Source organism: Bradyrhizobium sp. 33ap4, assembly GCF_032654765.1.
Lineage (GTDB): Bacteria > Pseudomonadota > Alphaproteobacteria > Rhizobiales > Xanthobacteraceae > Bradyrhizobium > Bradyrhizobium australafricanum.
In genome coordinates, this window is sequence record NZ_JAUMTJ010000002.1 from 67,216 (window position 1) to 88,197 (window position 20,982).

Annotated in this window: 16 protein-coding genes and 3 pseudogenes; 7 read left to right on the plus strand and 12 right to left on the minus strand. The window is 63.7% G+C overall.

All coding sequences use genetic code 11. From position 1 onward, the window contains the following. Positions 1-30: 30 nt before the first annotated feature. From Q2M23_RS01935 to Q2M23_RS01960, 6 genes and pseudogenes are all read right to left on the minus strand, one after another. Positions 31-888, minus strand: a pseudogene (locus Q2M23_RS01935) (ABC transporter permease); the annotation flags it as partial. Further along, positions 888-1,653, minus strand: a pseudogene (locus Q2M23_RS01940) (ATP-binding cassette domain-containing protein). The pseudogenes Q2M23_RS01940 and Q2M23_RS01935, both read right to left, overlap by 1 nt. Before the next feature lie 35 nt (positions 1,654-1,688). Next, positions 1,689-3,047 carry a carbohydrate porin gene (locus Q2M23_RS01945; protein WP_316393938.1) on the minus strand — a complete coding sequence of 453 codons (1,359 nt, stop codon included), beginning with the start codon at positions 3,045-3,047 and terminating at the stop codon, positions 1,689-1,691. Between the two features lie 307 nt (positions 3,048-3,354). Next, positions 3,355-4,416 carry an ABC transporter permease gene (locus Q2M23_RS01950; protein ID WP_316393939.1) on the minus strand — a complete coding sequence of 354 codons (1,062 nt, stop codon included), beginning with the start codon at positions 4,414-4,416 and terminating at the stop codon, positions 3,355-3,357. Then, positions 4,413-5,939 (minus strand): sugar ABC transporter ATP-binding protein, encoded by a 1,527-nt coding sequence (locus tag Q2M23_RS01955; RefSeq protein WP_253589199.1) that lies wholly within the window; start codon positions 5,937-5,939, stop codon positions 4,413-4,415. The genes Q2M23_RS01950 and Q2M23_RS01955 overlap by 4 nt, the downstream gene beginning before the upstream one ends. Positions 5,940-6,002: 63 nt before the next feature. Next, a pseudogene (locus tag Q2M23_RS01960) lies at positions 6,003-6,967 on the minus strand (sugar-binding protein). 242 nt (positions 6,968-7,209) lie between these two features. Between Q2M23_RS01960 and Q2M23_RS01965 the strand changes: the two are divergent. Together Q2M23_RS01965 and Q2M23_RS01970 are read left to right on the plus strand one after the other, a co-directional pair. After that, positions 7,210-8,475, plus strand: coding sequence for an ROK family protein (locus Q2M23_RS01965; RefSeq protein WP_168855345.1), 1,266 nt, complete (start codon positions 7,210-7,212; stop codon positions 8,473-8,475). 81 nt (positions 8,476-8,556) lie between these two features. Beyond that, a complete protein-coding gene (locus Q2M23_RS01970) occupies positions 8,557-9,315 on the plus strand; it encodes an SDR family NAD(P)-dependent oxidoreductase (protein WP_057017428.1) in 759 nt (252 codons plus the stop codon). On the opposite strand, the gene Q2M23_RS01975 is transcribed toward Q2M23_RS01970, so the two are convergent. From Q2M23_RS01975 to Q2M23_RS01985, 3 genes are all read right to left on the minus strand, one after another. Beyond that, positions 9,312-10,133, minus strand: coding sequence for a MetQ/NlpA family ABC transporter substrate-binding protein (locus Q2M23_RS01975; protein WP_141340368.1), 822 nt, complete (start codon positions 10,131-10,133; stop codon positions 9,312-9,314). The genes Q2M23_RS01970 and Q2M23_RS01975 overlap by 4 nt on opposite strands. 71 nt (positions 10,134-10,204) lie before the next feature. Continuing rightward, positions 10,205-11,545: an LLM class flavin-dependent oxidoreductase gene (locus tag Q2M23_RS01980; protein ID WP_253638781.1), complete on the minus strand. Its 1,341-nt coding sequence runs from the start codon at positions 11,543-11,545 to the stop codon at positions 10,205-10,207. Between the two features lie 27 nt (positions 11,546-11,572). Next, positions 11,573-12,397 (minus strand): class I SAM-dependent methyltransferase, encoded by an 825-nt coding sequence (locus tag Q2M23_RS01985; RefSeq protein ID WP_057017431.1) that lies wholly within the window; start codon positions 12,395-12,397, stop codon positions 11,573-11,575. Between the two features lie 388 nt (positions 12,398-12,785). Here Q2M23_RS01985 and Q2M23_RS01990 point away from each other — a divergent pair, with 388 nt between their 5' ends. The 5 genes from Q2M23_RS01990 (at position 12,786) to Q2M23_RS02010 (ending at position 18,055) form a co-directional block, all read left to right on the plus strand. Then, positions 12,786-14,222, plus strand: a complete 1,437-nt coding sequence (locus Q2M23_RS01990) for an FAD-dependent oxidoreductase (protein WP_316393943.1) — start codon at positions 12,786-12,788, stop codon at positions 14,220-14,222. Between the two features lie 97 nt (positions 14,223-14,319). Next, a complete protein-coding gene (locus Q2M23_RS01995) occupies positions 14,320-15,249 on the plus strand; it encodes a TauD/TfdA family dioxygenase (RefSeq protein WP_316393945.1) in 930 nt (309 codons plus the stop codon). A gap of 25 nt (positions 15,250-15,274) precedes the next feature. Next, complete coding sequence (locus tag Q2M23_RS02000; RefSeq protein WP_316393947.1) at positions 15,275-16,330, plus strand: ABC transporter substrate-binding protein; 1,056 nt, start codon at positions 15,275-15,277, stop codon at positions 16,328-16,330. Further along, positions 16,327-17,193, plus strand: coding sequence for an ABC transporter ATP-binding protein (locus Q2M23_RS02005; RefSeq protein ID WP_316393949.1), 867 nt, complete (start codon positions 16,327-16,329; stop codon positions 17,191-17,193). The genes Q2M23_RS02000 and Q2M23_RS02005 overlap by 4 nt, the downstream gene beginning before the upstream one ends. After that, on the plus strand, positions 17,186-18,055 hold the full coding sequence (locus Q2M23_RS02010) for an ABC transporter permease (RefSeq protein ID WP_316393951.1): 870 nt from the start codon (positions 17,186-17,188) through the stop codon (positions 18,053-18,055). The genes Q2M23_RS02005 and Q2M23_RS02010 overlap by 8 nt, the downstream gene beginning before the upstream one ends. A 12-nt stretch (positions 18,056-18,067) precedes the next feature. Here the strand turns inward: Q2M23_RS02010 and epsC are convergent, their stop codons facing one another. The 3 genes from epsC to Q2M23_RS02025 form a co-directional block, all read right to left on the minus strand. Continuing rightward, complete coding sequence (gene epsC, locus Q2M23_RS02015) at positions 18,068-19,021, minus strand: serine O-acetyltransferase EpsC (RefSeq protein ID WP_057017436.1); 954 nt, start codon at positions 19,019-19,021, stop codon at positions 18,068-18,070. A 19-nt stretch (positions 19,022-19,040) separates the two neighbouring features. After that, a complete protein-coding gene (locus Q2M23_RS02020; RefSeq protein WP_316393953.1) occupies positions 19,041-19,613 on the minus strand; it encodes a flavin reductase family protein in 573 nt (190 codons plus the stop codon). 138 nt (positions 19,614-19,751) lie between these two features. Beyond that, on the minus strand, positions 19,752-20,981 hold the full coding sequence (locus Q2M23_RS02025) for an acyl-CoA dehydrogenase family protein (RefSeq protein ID WP_316393955.1): 1,230 nt from the start codon (positions 20,979-20,981) through the stop codon (positions 19,752-19,754). Position 20,982 lies beyond the last annotated feature (1 nt).

Sequence of the window (20,982 nt, forward strand, 5' to 3'; positions counted from 1 at the left end):
CATCCATGATCCTCCAGGACGAACTCTTCAGGCCATGTTTGCCGGCGCCGATCCCAGCCAGCCCGAGACGATGATGCCCTGCAGACCCGCCGCGAGCGCACAGATCACGTAGATCTCGATCTTCACCCGGACGACCGAGATGCCGGTCAGCGCGGCCGCCTTCTCGTTGCCGCCGACGGCAAAGACGTGGCGGCCGAAACCAGTGTGATGCAGCACGACCGCCATCGCCAGCGCGAGAACCACAAGATAGATGAACGGCGCCGGCATGCCGAACACAACGCCGGATGTCAGCGTGTAGAAATATTCGGCGTCGGGGCCGCCGGGAAAACTGCCGCGGCCGTTGGAGACGACGTAGCCGAGGCCGCGCACGATCGAGAGCATGCCGAGCGTCGTGACGAACGGCGACAGTCCAAGCACCGCGATGCAGAAGCCATTGACGAGGCCGACAATCAGCGCGACGCCGAGCCCCGCCAGAACCGAGACGAGCAGAATCAAGCCGGGCATATTGGCAATCACGGTCTTGCCGTCAGGGGCTAAATGCACGAACCACTCCGCGCCGGGCATGCCCGGTGTCGAGACGTGCGTCATCACCATTGAGGTGGTCATCGCTGAAAAGCACATCACGGAGCCGACCGAGAGATCGATGCCGCCCGTGATGATGACGAAGGTCATGCCGAGCGTGGCGATGGCGATGAAGGAAAAGTTCTTCGCCACATTCTGTATGTTGCCTGCGGTCAGGAAATAGGGGCTGGCGAAGTTCATCAGCACGAACAGCGCCGCCAGCGCCAGCAGGACGTTGCCGGTCTGCGAGCCAAACAGGCCGCTGCGCCACCATCTGGCCTTGCCGACATTGGTGAAGGTGAGGGGAGATTCCAGGGGCGTGGCCATCACGCAGCCTCTTTCGCTCCCGTGATGAGGGAGGTGACTTCCTCGGGGCTGGTGTCGCCGATCGCCTTGTCGGCGCGCTTCTCGCCGCGCCGTATGACGACGACGCGGTCGCAGACAGCGAACACATCGGGCATGCGGTGCGAGATCAGCATGACCGCGACGCCCTGTTCCTTCAGGCGATGGATCAGGCCGAGCACCTGCTCGACCTGGCGAACCGAAATCGCGGCAGTCGGCTCGTCCATCATCACCAGCCTGGCGTTGGAGAGCCGCGTCCGCGCGATCGCGACCGCCTGGCGCTGGCCGCCGGACATCTGCTTGACGAGATCGTGCGGGCGGGTCTCCGAGCGCAGCTCGCCGAACAGCTCCAGCGCGCGCGCTGCCATCGTCTTGTGGTCGAGCAAGGCGAATGGGACCAAGCTTGCGCTTGAGCTCGCGGCCGAGGAAGACATTGGCCGCCGCAGTGAGATTGTCGGCGAGTGCGAGGTCCTGGTAGACCACTTCTATGCCGACCGCACGGGCATCGATCGGACGGGCGAAATGAACCGCCTTGCCGTCAAAGCGGATCTCGCCGTGACTTGGCGGAAAGTTGCCGGCAATGATCTTGACGAGCGTCGACTTGCCGGCGCCGTTGTCGCCCATCAGGCCGACCACCTCGCCGGGCGACACGCGGAGGTCGACGCCATGCAACGCGCGAATGGCGCCGAACTCCTTGCCGATGCCCTTCAACTCCAGGACCGCTAGCCCGGCGTCGTGAGGGGTTACCATGGCTGGCTTTGCTCAAGCATGCTGGCCACCTCCGCTCAGAAGTGCACCAGCGTGCGCAGACCGAGAATCCAGGCGTTGTCGGTCTTCACGCCGGCGGCATTGTACCCGCGCCCGCCAGGATGCATCACATACTGGGCGTCGAACTTCAGGTTCATCCAGCCCGTCGCCTGCCACCCGTACCAGGCTTCGATCGGAACTTCGTTTCCTCCGGCGTTGGGCGTGAGCGCAGCGGTATTCACATGGGTCGTACCGACCGCAAAGCCGACTTCGTCCTCCGAGCGCGAGGCGAACGTTCCGGTGTGCCTGAAGCCGAATGCAATCTGGTAATCCTGGTACGACGTGCGGTGGTCGGCGACGGTCGTATTGAGGAAGGTGTACCAGCCCTGTGCCTTGGGACCTTCAACCGTCAGCCGCTGCAGGATCGATTCATAGACGCCATAACGACCGCGCGAATCTCCGAGATTCTGGTCCGAGACGCCGCCGGTGCCCGGAGAGATCGCAATGATCCCCGGCAGGCCGCCATCAATTGTCGATGCGCTGTCATACCAGCCGCCAAATCTCCAGGTCCCGTTCAACGGACCGCTCGGCGCCCAGACCACCTCGACCGGCACCAGAACGCCCGAGGCGGGGCTAGAGCCGGGGACACCCGGCAGGAAGTAAGTCACGGAGTCCGACGTCGTCAGGTAGTTCGGGTTGGCGTCGTAGACGCCGACCGAGAGCTGCCATTCCTTGGCGAAGTTGTAGTGCACCACACCGGCCCATTGGCTCACCGGCCAATTGTAGATGTAGCCACCCTGGATGTTGCCGGGCTGGCCGCCGCAGAAGGTCAGGTTGATGAACTCGCAGAGACCAAAGAAGAAGTCGGAGCCGACCGGAAGACGGCCGCCCTTGAGCTCAAGGCGATCATCGAACAGCTTCTGCGAGTAGTAGAGTTCGGTCAGGCGAAGAATGCTGCCGCGGCCGAACACTTCGTTGGTCAGCTGCAGCGCCGGAATTCCCGCCTCGTCATTCAGGTTGCGGCCGAAGCGGTCGACCAGCGTGAGGCCAACCGTGCCGCCATGGATGCCGGCAAGTTTTGCCATGTCGAACTTGGCCTGAAAGAAAAGCTGTCCGGCTTGGGTCGCGGTGTTCCTGTTGCCGCCCGACAAATTGCCGACGGCTTCGTCGCCCAGTGTCAGGGCCAGCGAGATCCCTCGCTCCTTTAGTTGCGTCCTGCCGAGATCGCCGAACAGATATGGTCTTGTCCAGAAGTCATCGGTCTCGGTGTAAGGCACCGGCGGAGCCTTCGACATGAGATCGGCCGCATGCGCGCCGCCGCCGCTGAACAGAGATAACAACGCCAACGCCATCCCCACGCCGCACGCCCGCGCGGTGTTTACAGACCTAAGTGACATTTTCTGCACTCCCAGCGTCCCCGGCTTTGTCTATTTTTGTGCCACGTTCCCGCCCAAAGCCCTTCAGCGGGGAACGCGATAGTTTCAATTCATCGCTCTATCAATCAGAGATAGAATATGCGCACGCAAAGCCCTCCGAGACGGTCGCGAGGGTCTGCCTGCGGCTCACTGGGCCAGGCTTGCTGCGCCAAATTGGATACGAGCGCCGCGAGCTTGATCGATCTTGCGCCTCGAACTCCTTCCCCTCGTTCCTCTACTCAAGCCGCCGCGACCATATTCCCGGTCCGGGTTCTTCCTTTTCGAGTTGTCATGCCTGATCGCCCGTCGTCGTCGGCAACGCAGCCGCGCTATGCGAAGCTGCGCCTTGCAGAATTGTGCTTTCCTTCGATCTTGGTGCAGTGCGGGCGAGGCCTGCGAGCGCGGCCTTGCGCCGTCGACGGGCCTGCAATTGCTGATCCGCCAGCACACCGATCAGGATCACGGTCCCCATCACCGCGAAGTTCAGCGAATTGGGAATGCCGAGGATGTTCACGAGGTTCTGCAGCACCTGCAGCAACGCCGTCCCGAGCACGATGCCCAGAATGGAGCCCTCGCCGCCGCGCAGGCTGCAGCCGCCGAGGACGGCCGCCGCGATCGCATAGAGTTCGTAGAAGTTGCCGAAGGAACTCGGAGAAACCGAGTTGGTGTAGAACACAAACATCACGGTCGAGACGCCGGCGAGCCCGCCGCTGATGACATAGGCGGTGGCGATCACGAGATTGGTGTTGATGCCGGAGAAGCGCGCCGCTTCCTCGTTCTTGCCCACGGCATAAAGCAGGCGCCCGTAGACCGAGCGGTGCAGCAGCACGCCGAGGATCAGCGCAAGGATGATCAGGAAGATGAAGGTGTTCGGGATGCCCGCAATATTACCGGAGGCGATGTTGCTCAGCGTGCTCGCCTCGTCACCGTAGCCGAAGCCGCGTGTCGAATCGCTGGTGTAATAGCGCGCGGCGCCGCGATAGATCAGCAGGCCGCACAGCGTTACGATGAAGGGCTGCATTTTCAGCCGCGTGATCAGGAAGCCCTGGATGCCGCCCAGCGCAAGCCCGCCCATCAGGACCAGCAGCAGCGCAAACGGCCAGGGCACCTGATAGGTCGTCAGCAGGTCGATGAAGATGACGCCGAGCAGCGCGAACATCGAGCCGAGCGAAAGATCGATTCCGCCGGTGATGATGACGAGGCCTTCACCGAGCGCGAACACGCCGAACAGGCCGATCAGATTGGCCATGTTCAGCAGATTCACGAACGACAGGAAGGCCGGATTGATCGCGCCGGTGATGGCGGAGATCACCGCCAGCAGCAAGAACAGGCCGAGTTCCTTCTTCATCATGGCGCAGCGGCCTCCATGGTTTCGAGCGGTTGGCCGACCGCCAGCCTCAACACGTTGTATTCGCTGAACTGGTCGCGCTCGATCACGCCGCTGACACTGCCTTCATGCATCACCGCCACCCGGTCGGAGACGCCGATCACTTCCTCCATGTCCGAGGAGATCATCACGATCGCGACGCCCTGGTCGGCGAGGCTGCGCATCAGCGCGTAGATCTCGCTCTTGGCGCCGACATCGATGCCGCGGGTCGGCTCGTCGAAGAACATCACGCGCGGCTGCATGGAGAGCCACTTGCCCAGCACCACCTTCTGCTGGTTGCCGCCGGAGAGCGTCACGGCTTCGATGTCGATGCTCGGCGCCTTGATGGACAGCCGCCTGGCCTGGTCTTTGGCGATTCTGCACTCGGCCGCGCCGTTGACCAGCCACATCCGCGCATGATCCAGCAGGCTCGCGAGCGTCACGTTCTCCCGGATCGGCAGTTCCAGCACCAGGCCGGATTTCTTGCGATCCTCCGGCACCAGGTAGATCCCTTGCCTGATCGCGTCACGCGGCGAGGCGACGCCGACCGGGGCGTTGTCGATCCGGATCTCGCCGCCCAGCAGCGGATCGACGCCGAACACCGCGCGGGCAAGCGAGGTGCGGCCGGCGCCGACGAGCCCGGCGAGGCCGAGGATCTCGCCGCGCCGCACCGACAGATTGATCTGTCGGTCGGGAAAGGCAGTGGTCACGACGCCGGCGATATCGCAGCCGCCCGGCTGCGGCGTGCAGGACGGCGGTGTATATAGCGCCTTCAGGTCGCGGCCGATCATCAGCCTAATCATGGCGGCGTGGCTGAGTTCGTCGCGCGCCAATTCCCCCACCGTGCGCCCGTCGCGCAGCACCACGACGCGATCGGCGCAGCTCATGATCTCGCCGAGCCGGTGAGAGATGTAGATCACCGAGATGCCGTGCGTCTTCAGGTCGGCAATTACCTCAAGCAGCCGCTCCGTCTCCGAAATCGTCAGGCTGGAGGTCGGTTCGTCCATGATGATGACGCGGGCGTCGATCGAGAGCGCCTTGGCGATCTCCACCATCTGGCGCTCCGCGATCGACAAATTCTCGACCAGCGTGCCCGGCGTGAAATCGGCGCCCAGCCGTTCCAGCAGCGGCATCACGCGGGCGTGCATCTGCACATTGTCCACCAGCTTCAGCGGGCCGCCGGCCAGCTTCTCGCGTCCGATGAAGACATTGGCCGCGACGTCGAGATTCTCGAACAGGTTCAGTTCCTGGTGCACGAAGGCGATGCCACATCGCGTCGCCTCGGTCACCGTCATCCGGGCGTGCTCGGTGCCGCCGATGCGGATCACGCCGGTGCTCGGCGCGATCACGCCGGCCAGCACGCGCATCAGCGTCGATTTGCCGGCGCCGTTCTCGCCGATCAGGCCCAGCACCTCGCCGCGATTGACGCGCAAATTGACGTCGTCGAGCGCCCTGACGCCGGGATAGGTCTTGCTGATTCCGCTGAGTTCCAGCAGCGTTTCCGCCATTCGCATGTCCTCCTGCACAACGCCCGGCGGCCTGTGGCGGCCGGGCGTTGAAGCCGACTGAAGTTACTTCTTGAGCAGTTCCTTCAGATGTGCGGCGAACTCCGCGACGTTGGTCTTGCTGATCACCTTGGTCGGCACGATCAGCTTGCTGTCCTTCGGAATCCAGGACTTGTCGCCGTTCAGCGTCTTGATGATGTTGGTGGCGGAGAGATAGCCGAACTCGTAGGGCTGCTGCACGACCGTGGATTCGATCGTGCCGTCGGAAATGCCGCGCAGCGTCCGCTGGTCCTCGTCGAAGCCGACGATCTTGACCTTGCCGGCCTTGCCTGCGGCCTTCACCGCGTCATAGATCAGCGGCGTCTCGTAGCTCCATAGGCCGGACAGCAGCGCGATGTCGGGATATTTGACGAGCACGTTCTCCATGTTCGCCTTGGCCTTGGCGAAGTCCACCTGGTCGGTGAACACGTCGACCAGTTCGACCTTGGTGCCGGCGATCGCTTCCTTGATGCCCTGCACCCGCTCGCGGGCTTGTCGGCGTCCATCGTTCCGACGAACAGCGCGATCTTGCCGCCGTTCGGCAGCGCCTTCTTGATCTCCTCGCCGGCCTGCCGCCCTGCCGCGACGTTGTCGGTGCCGATATAGGCGAGGCGATTGCTCTGCGGCGCGTCGCTGTCCGTGGTGATCAGCACCGTCTTGGCCGCAACCTTGTTGAGTTCTTCGGTTGCATGCGGTGCATCGTCGACCGAGATCGAGATACCGGCGACGCCGCGCACCAGCAGATCGTCCAGTTCGCGCCGCTGGCCGGCCGCCGTCCCTTCATTGGTGACGATCAATTCGATATTGTAGTCCGGGTGCTCCTTCTGCGCCTTCTCAAGCCCACGGCCCGCGATGGTCCAGAAGTCGGCCGCGACATTGGTCACCAGCGCGATGGTCTTTTTCTGCTGTGCCTGTGCTACCCCCGTCGCCATGGCGCGCGCGGCAGCGCCCGCCATGAGCGGCACGATCAATTTTCTGGTTGAGACATTCATATGCACCTCCCTGTCGACAACCCCGGTGAGGGGATTTCACGCCCGGCGCTTTTCACGCCTTATTTTATTCACGCAACTAATAAATTAGCGCGACAAAATGTCCAGTCAAGGATGTTCATGATCACGCCTTCACCCAATAATAGTATAGGGGTGATGTTTTCCAGTCGCTATCCGCGTTTTTTGACCCGCAAAACGAGTAGCCTGCGTTGAATAATTTCATCAAGAGAATTAAAAAGCGCAATATGAACGAACAGCCCGAGCCGTTGAGACGTGCTTCGAGCCTGGCCCGCGGATCGAACCCCGGCCGTCTCGTCGAGGTCCTGCGACGCCAGGGGCCGTTGCCGCGGGTCGAGCTCGCACGCAGCACGGGCCTGAGCTTCCCCGCCATTTCGGCCATCACGTCGAAGCTGATGGCGGAGGACCTGCTGTGCGAAGCCGAGACAGATGCGGCGACGCTGTGGCCCGACGACGCCGACGAAGAGGACGCGGATGGTGGCCGTCGCCGCGGCCGGCCGGCAGTCCTGCTGACCCTGAATCCCGAATTTGGCCGCATCATCGCGGTCTCGCTGCGCATGAATCTGGTCGAGACACTGATCGCCGATTTCAGCGGCTCCGCCCTGGCGCAATCGCGACTTGAACTCGCGACGCGCGCGCTCGATGCAAGCGCACTATGCGAGCTCGTGATCGCACAGATCGACGCCATGCTTGAGGCGACCGCCACGCCGCGACATCGCTTGCTCGGAATCGGAATAGCGCTGCAGGGCATCGTCGACGGCGATACCGGCCGGCATCTGTGGAGCCCGGCGCTGTCGATCACCGACGTCGATCTTGCCAAGCCGATCCACCAGGCGTTCGCTGTCGAAGTCGTGATGGCGAACGACGCGGTCGCGGTCGCGCTGTCCCTCGCTGCCGCCGAACCGGCACTGGCGCAGGGCCTCACGGCCACGATCATGGTGGGCCACGGCGTCGGCATGGGCATCATTGTCGACGGTGAAGCGCGCTGGGGTGCCGGCGCGGGCAGTGAGATCGGTCATGTCAAATTGGCGCTGAACGGCCCGCAATGCCGCTGCGGTCAGCGCGGCTGCATCGAGGCCCATCTTGCCGACTATGCGCTTTACCGCGATGCCCGCACCTTTCTCGACCTGCCGCCGGCGGCGTCGCAGCAACCGTCCGAGGCGCAGATGGCTCTGTTGCGCGATCGGGCGCGGAGCGGCGATTCCCGTCTCGAGCACTTGTTCCAGCAGGCGGGTCACGCGCTTGCCGAAGCGGTCGCCACGACGATATCGGTGCTGCGCCCGCATCATGTCATCCTCGCAGGTCCCGGCCTGCAGGCATTCGACATGATGCGCAGTGCCTATGAGGAGAGGCTCGACCAGGCGGTGCTGCCGTGGCTGCTCAAGTCCACGGCAATATATGTGCGTCCAAGCGAGTCGGCGACCATCGTCGACGGCATGGTGCGGCGGACGCTGCGGGTCGTGGACCGCAGCCTCATGGAGACAACCGAGTGAACCTCGGAATCTGTGGCCCTTTTGCCTGAGCCGCAGCAACGCAACCGACGCCCTTCAGGCGCCAATATCGAGAGGATGCCAATGCAGGGCGCCATCTATCCAAGTCTCAAGGACCGGACCGTACTGGTCACCGGCGGCGGTTCCGGCATCGGCGAGGCGATCGTCCGCCGGTTCATCGGCCAGGGCGCGCGGGTCGGATTCATCGATATCGATCTGACGTCGTCGGAGCAGCTACTGTCCGATCTCGGGGCACAAGCCCGCGTGCACTTCGAACATGCCGATCTGCGCGACATCGGCGCGCTGCGGCGCGCGGTCGCCGGCATCCGCGAGGCGCTCGGGCCGGTCACCATCCTGGTCAACAATGCGGCCCGCGATGATCGTCACGCGATCGAGGACGTCACACCGGAATTCTGGGACGAGCGGATCGCCGTCAACCTGAAGCACCAGTTCTTCAGCGCTCAGGCGGTCGCGCCGGACATGAAGCAGGCAGGGGGCGGTTCGATCGTCAACATCGGCTCGGTGAGCTGGGTGATCGGCCAGGGCAACATGCCCTGCTACACAACGGCCAAATCAGCCGTTCAGGGCCTCACCCGGGCGCTAGCCCGCGATCTCGGGCCGCACAACATACGGGTCAATTCCATCCTGCCCGGATGGATCATGACCCAGCGGCAGCAGGATCTGTGGTTGACGTCTGAAGGCGTGGCCGAACTGATGCAGCGCCAATGCCTCAAGCGCAAGCTCGTGCCTGATGATATCGCCCGCGTCGTGCTGTTCTTCGCCGCCGATGACAGCGGTGCCTGCACCAACCAGAGCCACATCGTTGATGGTGGCTGGGTCTAGCGCTTCAGGTAATCCGGCAAGGTAAACCCGTCATAGAAGCGGTCGGACAGGATCGTGGTCTTGAACGTCTGTGATTTGTAGCCGGCGACGATGTCCTGCGCCCACGGCGAGCCCGCATTGGCCTGCTTCACCGCGACCACATTGATATAGGGCGTTGTCATCTTCTCCAGGGCGAATGCATTGGTCAGCTTCAAGCCGCTGTAGATCGCGAAGTTGCCCTGGATGGCGGCGAAATCAACGTCATCGAGCGCGCGCGGCGCCTGTGCCGCTTCCAGCGGCACGATCTTGATGCCGCCGGGGTTCTTGATCACGTCGAGTTCGCTGACATCGACCGGCTTGGAGTCGCGAATCTCGACGAGGCCGAGATCGCGCAGGATCCAGAGCGCACGCTGCAGATTGACGGGATCGTTGGGCACGGCCACGGTCGAACCGGGCTTGATCGGCGAGCCGACCGGGTGCTTCTTCGAGTAAAGCCCCATCGGGGGCGTCGGGACGTGGACGATGCCGACGAGGTCGGTTTGCTGCCGCTCGTTGTACGAGTTCAGGAAGATCGTGTGCTGCATGACGTTGGCGTCGATCTCGCCCTTGAACACTGCATTATTGGCTTCCAGCCCGGTCGAAAACTCGACATAGCGGATACGGTAGCCCTTCTTCTCGAGTTCCGGCGCGACGCCAACCTTGAATTCGTCGATGTAGGGGCCCGGCACGAAGCCGACTTTCAGATCGGATTTGGCTGATGTCTCCGCGTGCAGGGCGGCGCCGGTCAGAGCACCGAGAATGAGCAGGGTCGAAACGAGCAGGACGCGCGCAGTGGTCATTGAACTCTCAAATCCTCAGGCTGTGGGCAAATAGCGATCCGGCCGACGCGGGGTCGGCGGTTTCGATCACGTCAGGCGATCGCCTTGATCGATCCGGAAAACACGCTTTGCGGCCGGCTCAGTCCGTAATGGTCACGCAGCGTCGTGCCGCTGTACTCGTCGCGGAACAGGCCGCGCTTGCGCAGGATCGGCACGACCTGCTCGGCGAAGATATCGAACCCGCCGGGTAGCCAGGGCGGCATCACGTTGAAGCCGTCGGCCGCGCCATTGTCGAACCAAGTCTGGATGTTGTCGGCGATCTTCTCCGGCGGGCCCGCGATCACCCAGTGGCCGCGCGCCCCGGCGAGACGCTGCACGAGCTGGCGGATGGTCGGCTGCTCGCGATCGACGATGTCGACCACGAGCTTGAAACGGCTGGCGACCCCGCGGGCGCTGCCGGTGTCGATCAGGTGGCGCGGAAAGGGACCGTCGAGGTCGAAGCCGGAGAGGTCGAGCCCGATCATCTGGCGAAGTTGGGTCAACGAGTATTCCGGCTGGATCAGCTCGTTAAACTCGTCCTGCAACAGGTCGGCTTCGGCCTGCGTGCTAGCGATGAACGGACTGATGCCCGGCAGGATCCTGACCTGATCGGGGCTGCGGTCGAACGCGCGTGCCTGCCGCTTGATGTCCGCATAAAACTCCTGGGCGCTCGCCAGCGTCTGATGCGCGGTGAAGATCGCTTCGGCATAGCGCGCGGCAAAGGCGCGTCCGTCATCAGACGAACCCGCCTGGACATAGACCGGCCGTCCCTGCGGCGTCCGCGAGATGTTGAGCGGGCCGCGTACCCGGAAGTGCTTTCCGACGTGATCGATCGGATGGATCTTTCCCGTATCGGCGAAAATGCCGGATGCGGGGTCGTTCACCACGGCGTCGTCTTCCCAGCTGTCCCACAGCCGCGTGATGACATCGATATATTCCCGCGCCCGCTCGTAGCGTTCGTGGTGAGGTGGATGCTCGGGCAAGCCAAAGTTCTGCGCCGCCTGTGCCGTGCTGGTCGTGACGATGTTCCAGCCGGCCCGGCCGCCGCTGAGGTGATCGAGTGACGCGAACAGGCGGGCCAGATTATAAGGCTCGGTATAGGTCGTCGACGCGGTCGCGATCAGGCCGATCCGTTTCGTGGCGACGGCGATCGCGGCCAGCCAGGTGATCGGCTCGAACCGGAAGCGTTGTGCGTAGCGAACATTGTCGGCGAGCGCGGGGCCGTCGGCGAAGAAGATCGCGTCGAATTTCTGCGCCTCGGCACGCTGCGCCAGCTCCTGGTAATAGCTGACGTCAAGGATGCGATCCGCCGCAGACCCCTGGTAGCGCCACGCCGCCTCGTGATGGCCGCCGGGATAAATAAAGAGGTTAAGGGAAAGCTGTCGTTTGCTCATCTCGGATCTCGTGAGTTTTGCTGATTATTATTGGTGGGACGGCGCCTTGTGCGCAAACGCGAAGCGCAGGTAGCGCTCCAGCTTCAAACCTTCGGGCGTGCGCTGTTCTTCGACAAGGCGCGCGAAGGTGCGGCGCACCAGTTCGCGCTCGTGAGGGGTGAACGCTTCGAGGAAATTTCCGAATGCGCTCGCTTCCGACCACTGCAGCAGCGATGCCGCATCGTCGTGGATATCGATCAGCGCGCGCAGCTCGCTGCGGTAGCCGGCGAAGCCGTGTGCCGCGAACAGCGATTTGAGCTCCTCGTCGGTCGATCCGAGCACCGGGTTCGAGTCCTGGCGATCGCCGGCAAGACCCGCCTCGATGATGGCGCGACGAAGCAGCAGGCGCGACTGGTGCGGCCTGGACGGATCCTGCACATTCAATCCGAGGCGGCCGCCGGGCTTGAGCACGCGCCGGACCTCCCGCAGCGCGCGATCCTTGTCGGAGATCCAATGGAAGACGCTATTGAGATAGACCGCGTCGAACTGCGCGTCGTCGAAGCGCGACAGTTCTTCGGCGCGCCCGGTGGCGAACTGGAGGTTATCCCCCTGCCGAAGGCGCGCAATTTCGATGCGGCCGGCAAGTGGATCGATACCGATCACGCGGCCGTCCGGACCGACCAGTCCGGCGACGAATTCCGCAAGCCGGCCGGTTCCCGTCCCGATGTCGAGCACGTGCTCGCCGGTCTTGATGGCGAGCGGCCCGATCAGGAACTTGCCGTGGCGAAATTGAACGAGTCCCGCTTCATCATAGGAGCGGGCGAGCTCCGGGGTATCGTGTTCAAGGCTGATGTTGCCGGCAGTTCGCGGCATTTCGAGAGATCCATCGTTGCTCGCCGCGCGTCGACGTCAGGTGCGTGCGCTGCGTCAGACTCTATGTCGGCGGCGGTGAAATGAATTTGCGTTGTTGCACGGCAAGCGAGCATGAACGTGACGAGTTCGTCGTTCACCGGAGATGACTGCGATCGCGCCGATCCCGGCGACGTATGATTTGGGAAGTTCTCCCGATCGATCGCGCCGATCCCGCACGTCGCAATGCACATGAGACGATCGGTCAGGCGGCGATCATCGCAAATATTTCAATGCCCGCGTTGTCCACGACGCGAACATTGCCTGCTATCAAAAACAAAGCTGGTTTCGTTTCATTGACTGAATGTCGATCGCTTTTACGATTTGTAACGTCAAAGCGAGGTGGTCATTCATGCCGCAATCCGATCCCGACAGCGTCGCCCGCGAGGCCCTCCGGCTGATCGGGGTCGACCCACAGAACTGGGTGCCTGATCGCGACGGAATCGATCACAACGTCGTCGTGGTCGGCGGTGGCCAGTCCGGCGCGGCCTTCGCGTTTGCGTTTCGGCGCGCCGGGATCGGCAAGGTCTCGGTGATCGACGCCGCCGCCGACGCCAGCAAGGCCGGCGTGTGGCTGACGAGCGCGCGAATGCACAAGCTTCGCACTCCGAAGACGCTTCCAGGTCCGGAGCTCGGTCTGCCCGGTCTCGGTTTCCAAGCATGGTATGAAACGCGCCATGGCGCGGCGGCCTTCGACGCGCTCGATCGGATTCCGCGGCTCGACTGGGCGGCCTATCTCGACTGGTATCGCCGCGTGACAGGCGCCGGCATTCGTTACGGTACGCGGCTGCTCCGCATCGAGCCCGCAGCCGATCATTTGCGGTTACATCTGGAGCGGAGCGGGGTCACGACCATCGAGACCACGCGCAAGCTGGTGCTCGCAACCGGCTTTGCGGGTAGCGGGGGCGCTTATGTCCCCGACGCGCTGCGTGTCCTGCCGAAACGATTCCGTGCGCATACATCGGAGAAGATCGATTTCAGGACGCTGCGAGGTCTTTCCGTTGCGGTGATCGGGAGTGCTGCGTCGGCCTTCGATGCGGCGGCCGCAGCCCTTGAGGCCGGAGCGCGTGATGTTCATCTGTTTGCACGCCGGGAAACCTTGGCCGCGTTGCCGGTCATTCGGATCCGCGGCTACCCGGGAGCCTATGACAACTATGGCAGCTTGCCCGACGCGGTGCGCTGGCATCAAGCGATTCGGTTCAGGCAGGCTGGGTCGACCCCGCCGCCGGATGCGATCTCGCGCGCGGTAGCCTTCCCCAATTTTCATCTGCACCTGGGCGCACCCTGGACCTCGGCGCAATTGAAGGGGGTGCGGCCGGTCGCCATCACTCCGCAGGGCGAGTTCGCGTTCGATTTCGCGATTGCGGGAACTGGCTATTCCGTCGATCTGGGCGCGCAGTCAGAGCTCGGCGATTTCGCCGACGAAATCCTGCTGTGGCGAGATCGCTTCGTGCCGCCTGACGACGAAAAGGACGATCGCCTGGCGGCCTATCCTTATCTCGGGTCCGGGCACGAGTATCTGGAGAAAGTTCCGGGCCGCGCGCCGTATCTGAAGGACATTCACGTCTTCAACCCGGCAGCATTTGTCAGCTTCGGCCTGCCGATCGGCGACGTTCCAAGCTTCAAGCGCGACATTCCGGGGATCACGGCCAGGGTCAGCCGCGATCTGTTCCTGGCCGACCTTGCATCTCACGAGGCGCGCATCAACGGAGAGATCGCGGAGGATTTCACCGCCGAGCTCTATGCACCGGCTGTCTGGCGACCGCCGCAGCCCGTCGCGGCGGAATAGCGAGGATCACGACCACATCATTGATCTCCGCCGTCGTTTCCGCGACCGGCGCATGGCGGAGCCTTGTCCAGGGGATCGCGGCGACGAGACCAACATCATGAGCAAGACGACCACCATCGACAACGTCATTCCGCGCGCCGACATCGTCAAGCGTGCCGCCCGGCTTGGTGCCGAGATCAAGAATGTGAAGCTGTCGGGTGACCTTCCCGACGCGGTCATCCGTGCTGTCAACCAGGTGCTGCTCGAGCACAAGGTGATCTTCTTCCGCGACCAGGAGCACCTCGACGACGCCGAGCAGGAGCGCTTCGCGGTTAAGCTCGGCAAACTGGTGCCGCATCCGACCATCGGCCCGAGCAAGGGTACGTCGTCGATCCTCGAGCTGGATTCGGGGCGTGGTGGCGGCCGCGCGGACCAATGGCATACCGACGTCACGTTCGTCGATTCCTATCCGAAGATCTCGGTGCTGCGCGGCGTGGTAATCCCGCCCTATGGCGGTGACACCGTCTGGTCGAACACGGCGGCCGCCTATCTCGATCTGCCGGCACCGTTGCGCAAGCTCGCCGACGAGCTCTGGACGGTTCATAGCAATGCCTATGATTACGCGGTGAAGTCTCGCGCCACCGACGCCGACAGAAAGCATTTTGACGAGGTATTCACCGGGACGATCTATGAGACCGAGCATCCGGTCGTGCGCGTCCATCCCGAAACGGGCGAGCACACGCTGGTGCTCGGCAATTTCGTCCAGCGCTTTGTCGGCCTGCCGAAATATGACGGCCAGAAGCTGTTCGATCTGTTCCAGTCCCACATCACGGCTCCGGAGAATACCGTGCGCTGGAGCTGGCGGGCCGGAGACGTCGCGATCTGGGACAATCGCGCGACCCAGCACTACGCCGTCAATGACTACGGCGATCAGCATCGTGTGGTGCGCCGCGCCACCATCGACGGCGAGGTTCCGGTCAGCGTCGACGGCCGCCACAGCGTGACGCGGATCAAATCGCCGAAGCCGCAAGCGGCGAAGGCAGCCTGAGCATGTCGCCTATTGGAGCAACACAATGAATGCCATCATTCGAATTCTGTGCGCGCGGCGAGCCGCTGCGCGCCGGGCGGCGCGATTGCTGCTGGCCGGCGTCTTTGCGTTGGGCCTGATCGCTTCGGCCTTCGCCGAGCCACCGCTCGATAAGACCGAGATCCGTTATCAAGGCTGGGCCGGGCAGGTGACGTTCACCGAGCTCGCCGAGGACCTCGGCTACCTCGCGCCGCTCAAGCTCAAATGGGTCGGCAACACCATCAGCGGGCCGCAGGACATTCAGACCGTCGTCACCGGCGACATCGACGTCGGCGGCGCTTTCTATGGTGCGATCATCAAGCTGATCGCGGCCAAGGCGCCGATCAAGGCGGTGGTCGGCTACTACGGTTCCGACTCCAATACCTACTACGGCTACTTTGTGAAGGACGACAGTCCGATCAAGACGGCCCGCGACCTGATCGGCAAGAAGGTCGCGGTCAATACGCTTGGCGCTCATCTGGAGTTCGTGCTGCGTGAGTATCTGGCGCGCAACGGCCTTAGCGCCGGCGAGGCCAAGCAGGTGACATTGGTGGCGGTCCCACCCGTCACCGGCGAGCAGGCGCTGCGGCAAGGGCAGGTCGAGGTGAGCGCGCTCAGCGGCGTGTTGCGCGACAAGGCGCTGGAGCGTGGCGGGATCCGCTCGCTCTTCAACGATACCGATCTGTTCGGACAGTTCACCGGCGGTGCCTATGTGCTGCGGGAGAAGTTCATCAAGGACAATCCGAACACCGCCCGCAAGCTGGTTGAGGGGATCTCGCGCGCCATCCAGTGGGCGCAGACGACGCCGCCCGATGAAGTGCGGGCCCGCTTCGACCGGATCATTGCGGAGCGCAAGCGCAACGAGGATGCCTCCTCGATCAAGTACTGGAAGAGCACCGGCGTCGCGTCCAAGGGCGGCGTGATCTCGGATGCCGAGCTGCAGGTCTGGGTCGACTGGCTGGTCAAGGATGGCCTGCTCAAACCGGGCCAGATCAAGGCCTCGGACACCTACACCAACGAGTTCAACTATTTCCGTCCCGGAAAGACGGCGGAGGCGCGATGACGTCGGTCAAGATCAGCTTTGACAAGGTCCGCAAGGAGTTCGTCACGCGAGGCGAAGGGGGCCGGCCGGCGGGCTATTTCACCGCGCTCGAGGACATCACGTTCGACGTCCGCGCCGGCGAATTCCTCGCCCTGGTCGGTCCAAGCGGTTGCGGCAAGTCGACATTGCTCGATCTGCTCGGCGGGCTCGCGACGCCGACCAACGGCCGCATTCTGCTCGACGGCCGGCCGATCGTCGGACCCGGACGCGACCGCGGCGTCGTGTTCCAGCAGTACGCGCTGTTTCCGTGGCGCACGGCCGCGCAGAATGTGGAGTTCGGGCTCGATATCGCCGGCCTCAAGCCGAAACAACGCGGTGAGATCGCGCGGCACTTCCTCGACTTGGTCGGGTTATCGGGTTTTGCTGACCGTTATCCGCATGAACTCTCCGGCGGCATGAAGCAGCGCGTCGCGATCGCGCGCAGCCTTGCCTATGATCCGGAGGTGCTGCTGATGGACGAGCCGTTCGCTGCGCTCGATGCCCAGACGCGCGAAACGTTGCAGGGCGAGCTGCTGCGGATCTGGCGGGCCACCGGCAAGACCATCATCTTCATCACCCACGGCATCGACGAGGCGGTCGTGCTCGGTCAGCGCGTGGCGGTCATGACGTCCCGTCCGGGGCGGATCAAGGAGATTGTCGACATCCCCGCGGCCTTGCGCAGCGAAGCCGAGGATGTGCGCTCGCTGCCGGAATTCGGCCGCGTGCGCCATGAGATCTGGAGCCTGCTCCGCGAGGAAGTGCAGAAAGCGCAGCTGGGGCAATCAGCGGGCAGGGTCAGCGCAGGCCGTGTCGAGCGTGAAGTAAAGGAAGTCGCTCATGTCTAGCCTGGAGATGCTGACATTGCTGGAGCTCGCGCATGGGCGGCGAGACGAGCACCCGGTGGCCGCGCGGTCACCGCTGGTGAGCGCGGCCCGCGCCGCGACCTGCGGTCTGGCAGCTTTCGGGCGCCGCTCCCTGCTGCTGATCGCCCTTCTGGCGATCTGGGAGGCCGTGCCCAGGCTCGGCTTTATCGACGCGGTGTTTCTGCCGCCCTTCTCAGATGTCATCGCCGCAGGCTGGCAGCTCGCACAAACCGGCGAGCTCTATGACGACGCCTCCGCGAGCCTGCTCCGCGCCCTGAGCGGGTTTCTGGTGTCGGTCGTGTTGTTCGTCCCGCTCGGGCTGGCCGTCGGCTGGTACACAAGGCTCGGCGATCTGCTCAACCAGTTCATCGAGATTTGCCGCAATACCGCGCCGCTCGCGCTCCTGCCGGTGTTCATCCTGCTGCTTGGCATCGGCGAGCTCTCGAAGGTCACGATGGTAGTCTATAGCTGCGCTTGGCCGCTCCTGCTCAACACCATCGCCGCAGTGAAGCAGGTCGATCCGCTCTTGATCAAGTCGGCGCGGACCATGGGCGCGACCCCGCAGCAACTGTTCCGCAAGGTGATCCTTCCGGCGGCGCTTCCGACGATCTTTGTCGGCATTCGCCTCGCCAGTGCGTCAGCCATGCTGGTGCTGGTCGCATCCGAGATGGTCGGCGCCAAGGCCGGTCTCGGCTATCTCATCATCAACAGCCAGTACAGCTTCCTGATCCCGCAGATGTATTTCGGCATAATCGGGATCACCGTGATCGGGTTGGCATTCAATGCGGTCCTGGAGGCGTTGGAACGGCGCTTGATGCGATGGAAGGCACAGGTTGCGGCGTGATGAGATCGTGGTTCAGGCGCCGCTCGGGCTGTTTCGTGCGGTGGCCTGCGTCACAATGCTGTTCGGCGGCACGTCCTTGGTCAGCCAGACGTTGCCGCCGATGGTCGACCCGCGGCCGATCGTGATCCGGCCGAGTATGGTTGCGCCGGCGTAGATCACGACGTCATCCTCGACGATCGGATGGCGGGCGTCGCCCTTGATCACATGGCCCTCGTCGTCGGTCGGGAAATGCCGCGCGCCGAGCGTGACCGCCTGATAGATCCGGACGTTGTTGCCGATGATGGCGGTTTCGCCGATCACGACGCCGGTTCCGTGATCGATGAAGAATCCGGAGCCGATCCGGGCGCCGGGATGGATATCGATGCCGGTCCTTGTGTGGGCGATCTCCGACATCAGGCGAGCCACCAGCCGCGCGCCGATCTGGTAGAGCAGATGCGCAAGGCGATGGTGGATGATGGCGGTCATCCCCGGATAGCCGATCAGGATCTCGGGAAAATTCTGCGCCGCCGGATCTCCAACGAATGCCGCCCGCAGATCGTTGATCAGAAGTCCGCGGACCGACGGCAGTTGGGTCGCGAATGCGCGTGTCAGCTCGATCGCCTCTTCGTGCCCAAAGCCCGGCTCCAGCTCGTCGCCAACGAACAGCGCGCTGCGATGGATCTGCGCGCTGAGCGAATCCAATGCTGTGCTCAGCGTATTGCCGACGAAATAGTCGATGTTCTCGCCGTCGAGGTCCGATTGGCCGTAGTGGCGCGGAAACAGCGCCTCGGTGAGGCCGTCGAGGATCGCCTCCAGCGCGTCCCGCGAGGGCGCGCGGCGTGCCTCGCCGTCGCGCCGGATGCTATGGGTCTCCTCGCGGGAGGTGCGCAGCTCGGCCACGATCCGGTCGAGCTGCCAGCGGCCCGGTGGTCTGCTGACCGCGCCGGCCGTTGACGGAGGCGATGCTGGCGGCAATTCGCGTTTCATGCTGCACCCTTTCTCTGTTCTAACGGACATGCGCCAGAGGAATGCTGACTTCGGCCAATAGGTCGAGATCGGCCTCGTGATCGATCTGGACATACTGTCCATTCCAGTAAGTGAGGCCGGACAGCCGATGCGACAATTCCATGCTGGCGAGGCGGCCCACGATGATGCCATGGGAATGCCGCTCGATGATCTCCTCGACCTGGCATTCGATCATCGCAAGCGACCGCTGCAGCAACGGCACGCCCGAGGCTCCATGGGTCCAATCGGTGCCCTCGAAGCGTTCCCTGCCTTTCAGCCGGCCATTGCTGAAGCGCTCGGCCAGGGCCTGCTGGTCGGAGCCGAGGATGTTGACGCCGAACAGCCGATGGCGGGCGATCGGTGCGAAGGACGATGCCTGCCGGTTGATGCTGACCAGCAGCCGGGGTGGGCTGGCGCTGAGCGACGTCAGCGAGGTCACCGTCATGCCGGTGATGTCCTCACCCTGTCCTGCGGTGATGATGCAAACGCCGCCCGGGAGGCGGCGCATGACAAGGCGAAATTGACGCTCGATCTCGTGGTCGGCATGAACAAGATGAATATCCGGCTTGCTCATCGGGATTCTCCCTTGCATTGCCTCGCCGGATTGGACCTCGCCAGAGCGTTTTCGAGCGAAGTGGATACCGGTTCGCGTGAAGAAAACGCATCAAAACAACAATCCAGAGCTCCGTTCCGATTCGATCGGAGTGGGGCTCTAGAAGAAGCCCTTGGCGGGTAGCGGCGTGCCGCTGATCTCGTATTGTCCGATCGAGCGCGCCTTGAAGGTGTTTGGATTGTGCGACGCCAGCGTGCGCGCGTTGCGCCAGTGGCGGTCGAAATTGGTCGCCTTCTTGGTGGCCGATGCACCGCCGACGTCGAACAGCAGGCTACCGCTCCGGATCGCGAATTCGTCCGCAACGATCTTGGCCTTGGCCGACAGCAGCGCGGCCTTGTGCGCGGCCTCGACGGCGTTTTCGTCGCCTGCATCGAAAGCGTCGGTGGCGGCATGGAGCGCCTCCGCGGCCGCAAGCACCACGGTCTCGGCGGCGAATGCGCCGCTGGCGATCTGGCCGACGGTCTGTTGCAGCAGCGGGTCGTCCACTGGCACCTCACTCGGCGCGTAATAGAACGTCCGCTTGCGGGTCCGCACCAGGGCGCTGGCGTCGCGCAGCACGGCGCGCGCGATGCCGGCATTGATCGCAGTCAGGAACAGCTGGGCAAATGTGTTGGAGTAGGGAATGCCGTAGCCGGTATCCGGTGCATCGAACACGACCTCCTGGCGCTTGACGCGCACGTTGCGGAAGTGGGTGGTGCCGGTCGCCGTCAGCCGCTGCCCGAGACCGTCCCAGTCGTCGATCAGCTCAATGCCCTCGCGGTTCACCGGAATCAGCACGGCAGCATTGGTGGCGGATGTGTCGGCGGTGCGAACGAGGACGTAGTCCGAATACAGTGTGCCGGTGCTATAGTATTTCGTGCCGTTGAGCAGGTAGTCGTCGCCGTCGGCAGTGAGTGTCGTGTTCGGCGTGACATTGCCGACCTTCGGCGTGTCGAGCTCGGTCGCCGCGAGCCCGATGATCGCGCCGTCGGCAACTGCCTTCTGCCACTGCCTGTGCTGATCGTCCTTCGGCCGGCGCACCAGGCGTTCGACGACGCTGAAATGGTTGCGCAGGATATGCGCGACATTGGCGTCGGCCTCACCGAGACCGATGACGATCTCGAACAATGCGCGAATCGACAGGCCGGCGCCGCCGGCTTCGATCGGAAGCCGCAACGCGCCGAGGCGGGCCTTGCGAATGAGATCGACTTGCGCGAACGGCAGGACGCGCTCGCGTTCGCGCTCGGCGGCGCCTTCCGCGATGCGGCCGAGCAGCGCGTCGATATCGGGTGCGCGGCTGTGAAGGCGGTCGGAAGGCTCCAGCGAGGTGGCGGACAGAGGCTTGTTCATT

Bases quoted from the DNA above. Each gene is read 5' to 3' on its own strand.
- Q2M23_RS01945 (WP_316393938.1), bottom strand. From the start codon at position 3,047: ATGTCACTTAGGTCTGTAAACACCGCGCGGGCGTGCGGCGTGGGGATG.
- Q2M23_RS01950 (WP_316393939.1), bottom strand. From the start codon at position 4,416: ATGATGAAGAAGGAACTCGGCCTGTTCTTGCTGCTGGCGGTGATCTCC.
- Q2M23_RS01955 (WP_253589199.1), bottom strand. From the start codon at position 5,939: ATGGCGGAAACGCTGCTGGAACTCAGCGGAATCAGCAAGACCTATCCC.
- Q2M23_RS01965 (WP_168855345.1), top strand. From the start codon at position 7,210: ATGAACGAACAGCCCGAGCCGTTGAGACGTGCTTCGAGCCTGGCCCGC.
- Q2M23_RS01970 (WP_057017428.1), top strand. From the start codon at position 8,557: ATGCAGGGCGCCATCTATCCAAGTCTCAAGGACCGGACCGTACTGGTC.
- Q2M23_RS01975 (WP_141340368.1), bottom strand. From the start codon at position 10,133: ATGACCACTGCGCGCGTCCTGCTCGTTTCGACCCTGCTCATTCTCGGT.
- Q2M23_RS01980 (WP_253638781.1), bottom strand. From the start codon at position 11,545: ATGAGCAAACGACAGCTTTCCCTTAACCTCTTTATTTATCCCGGCGGC.
- Q2M23_RS01985 (WP_057017431.1), bottom strand. From the start codon at position 12,397: ATGCCGCGAACTGCCGGCAACATCAGCCTTGAACACGATACCCCGGAG.
- Q2M23_RS01990 (WP_316393943.1), top strand. From the start codon at position 12,786: ATGCCGCAATCCGATCCCGACAGCGTCGCCCGCGAGGCCCTCCGGCTG.
- Q2M23_RS01995 (WP_316393945.1), top strand. From the start codon at position 14,320: ATGAGCAAGACGACCACCATCGACAACGTCATTCCGCGCGCCGACATC.
- Q2M23_RS02000 (WP_316393947.1), top strand. From the start codon at position 15,275: ATGAATGCCATCATTCGAATTCTGTGCGCGCGGCGAGCCGCTGCGCGC.
- Q2M23_RS02005 (WP_316393949.1), top strand. From the start codon at position 16,327: ATGACGTCGGTCAAGATCAGCTTTGACAAGGTCCGCAAGGAGTTCGTC.
- Q2M23_RS02010 (WP_316393951.1), top strand. From the start codon at position 17,186: ATGTCTAGCCTGGAGATGCTGACATTGCTGGAGCTCGCGCATGGGCGG.
- epsC (WP_057017436.1), bottom strand. From the start codon at position 19,021: ATGAAACGCGAATTGCCGCCAGCATCGCCTCCGTCAACGGCCGGCGCG.
- Q2M23_RS02020 (WP_316393953.1), bottom strand. From the start codon at position 19,613: ATGAGCAAGCCGGATATTCATCTTGTTCATGCCGACCACGAGATCGAG.
- Q2M23_RS02025 (WP_316393955.1), bottom strand. From the start codon at position 20,981: ATGAACAAGCCTCTGTCCGCCACCTCGCTGGAGCCTTCCGACCGCCTT.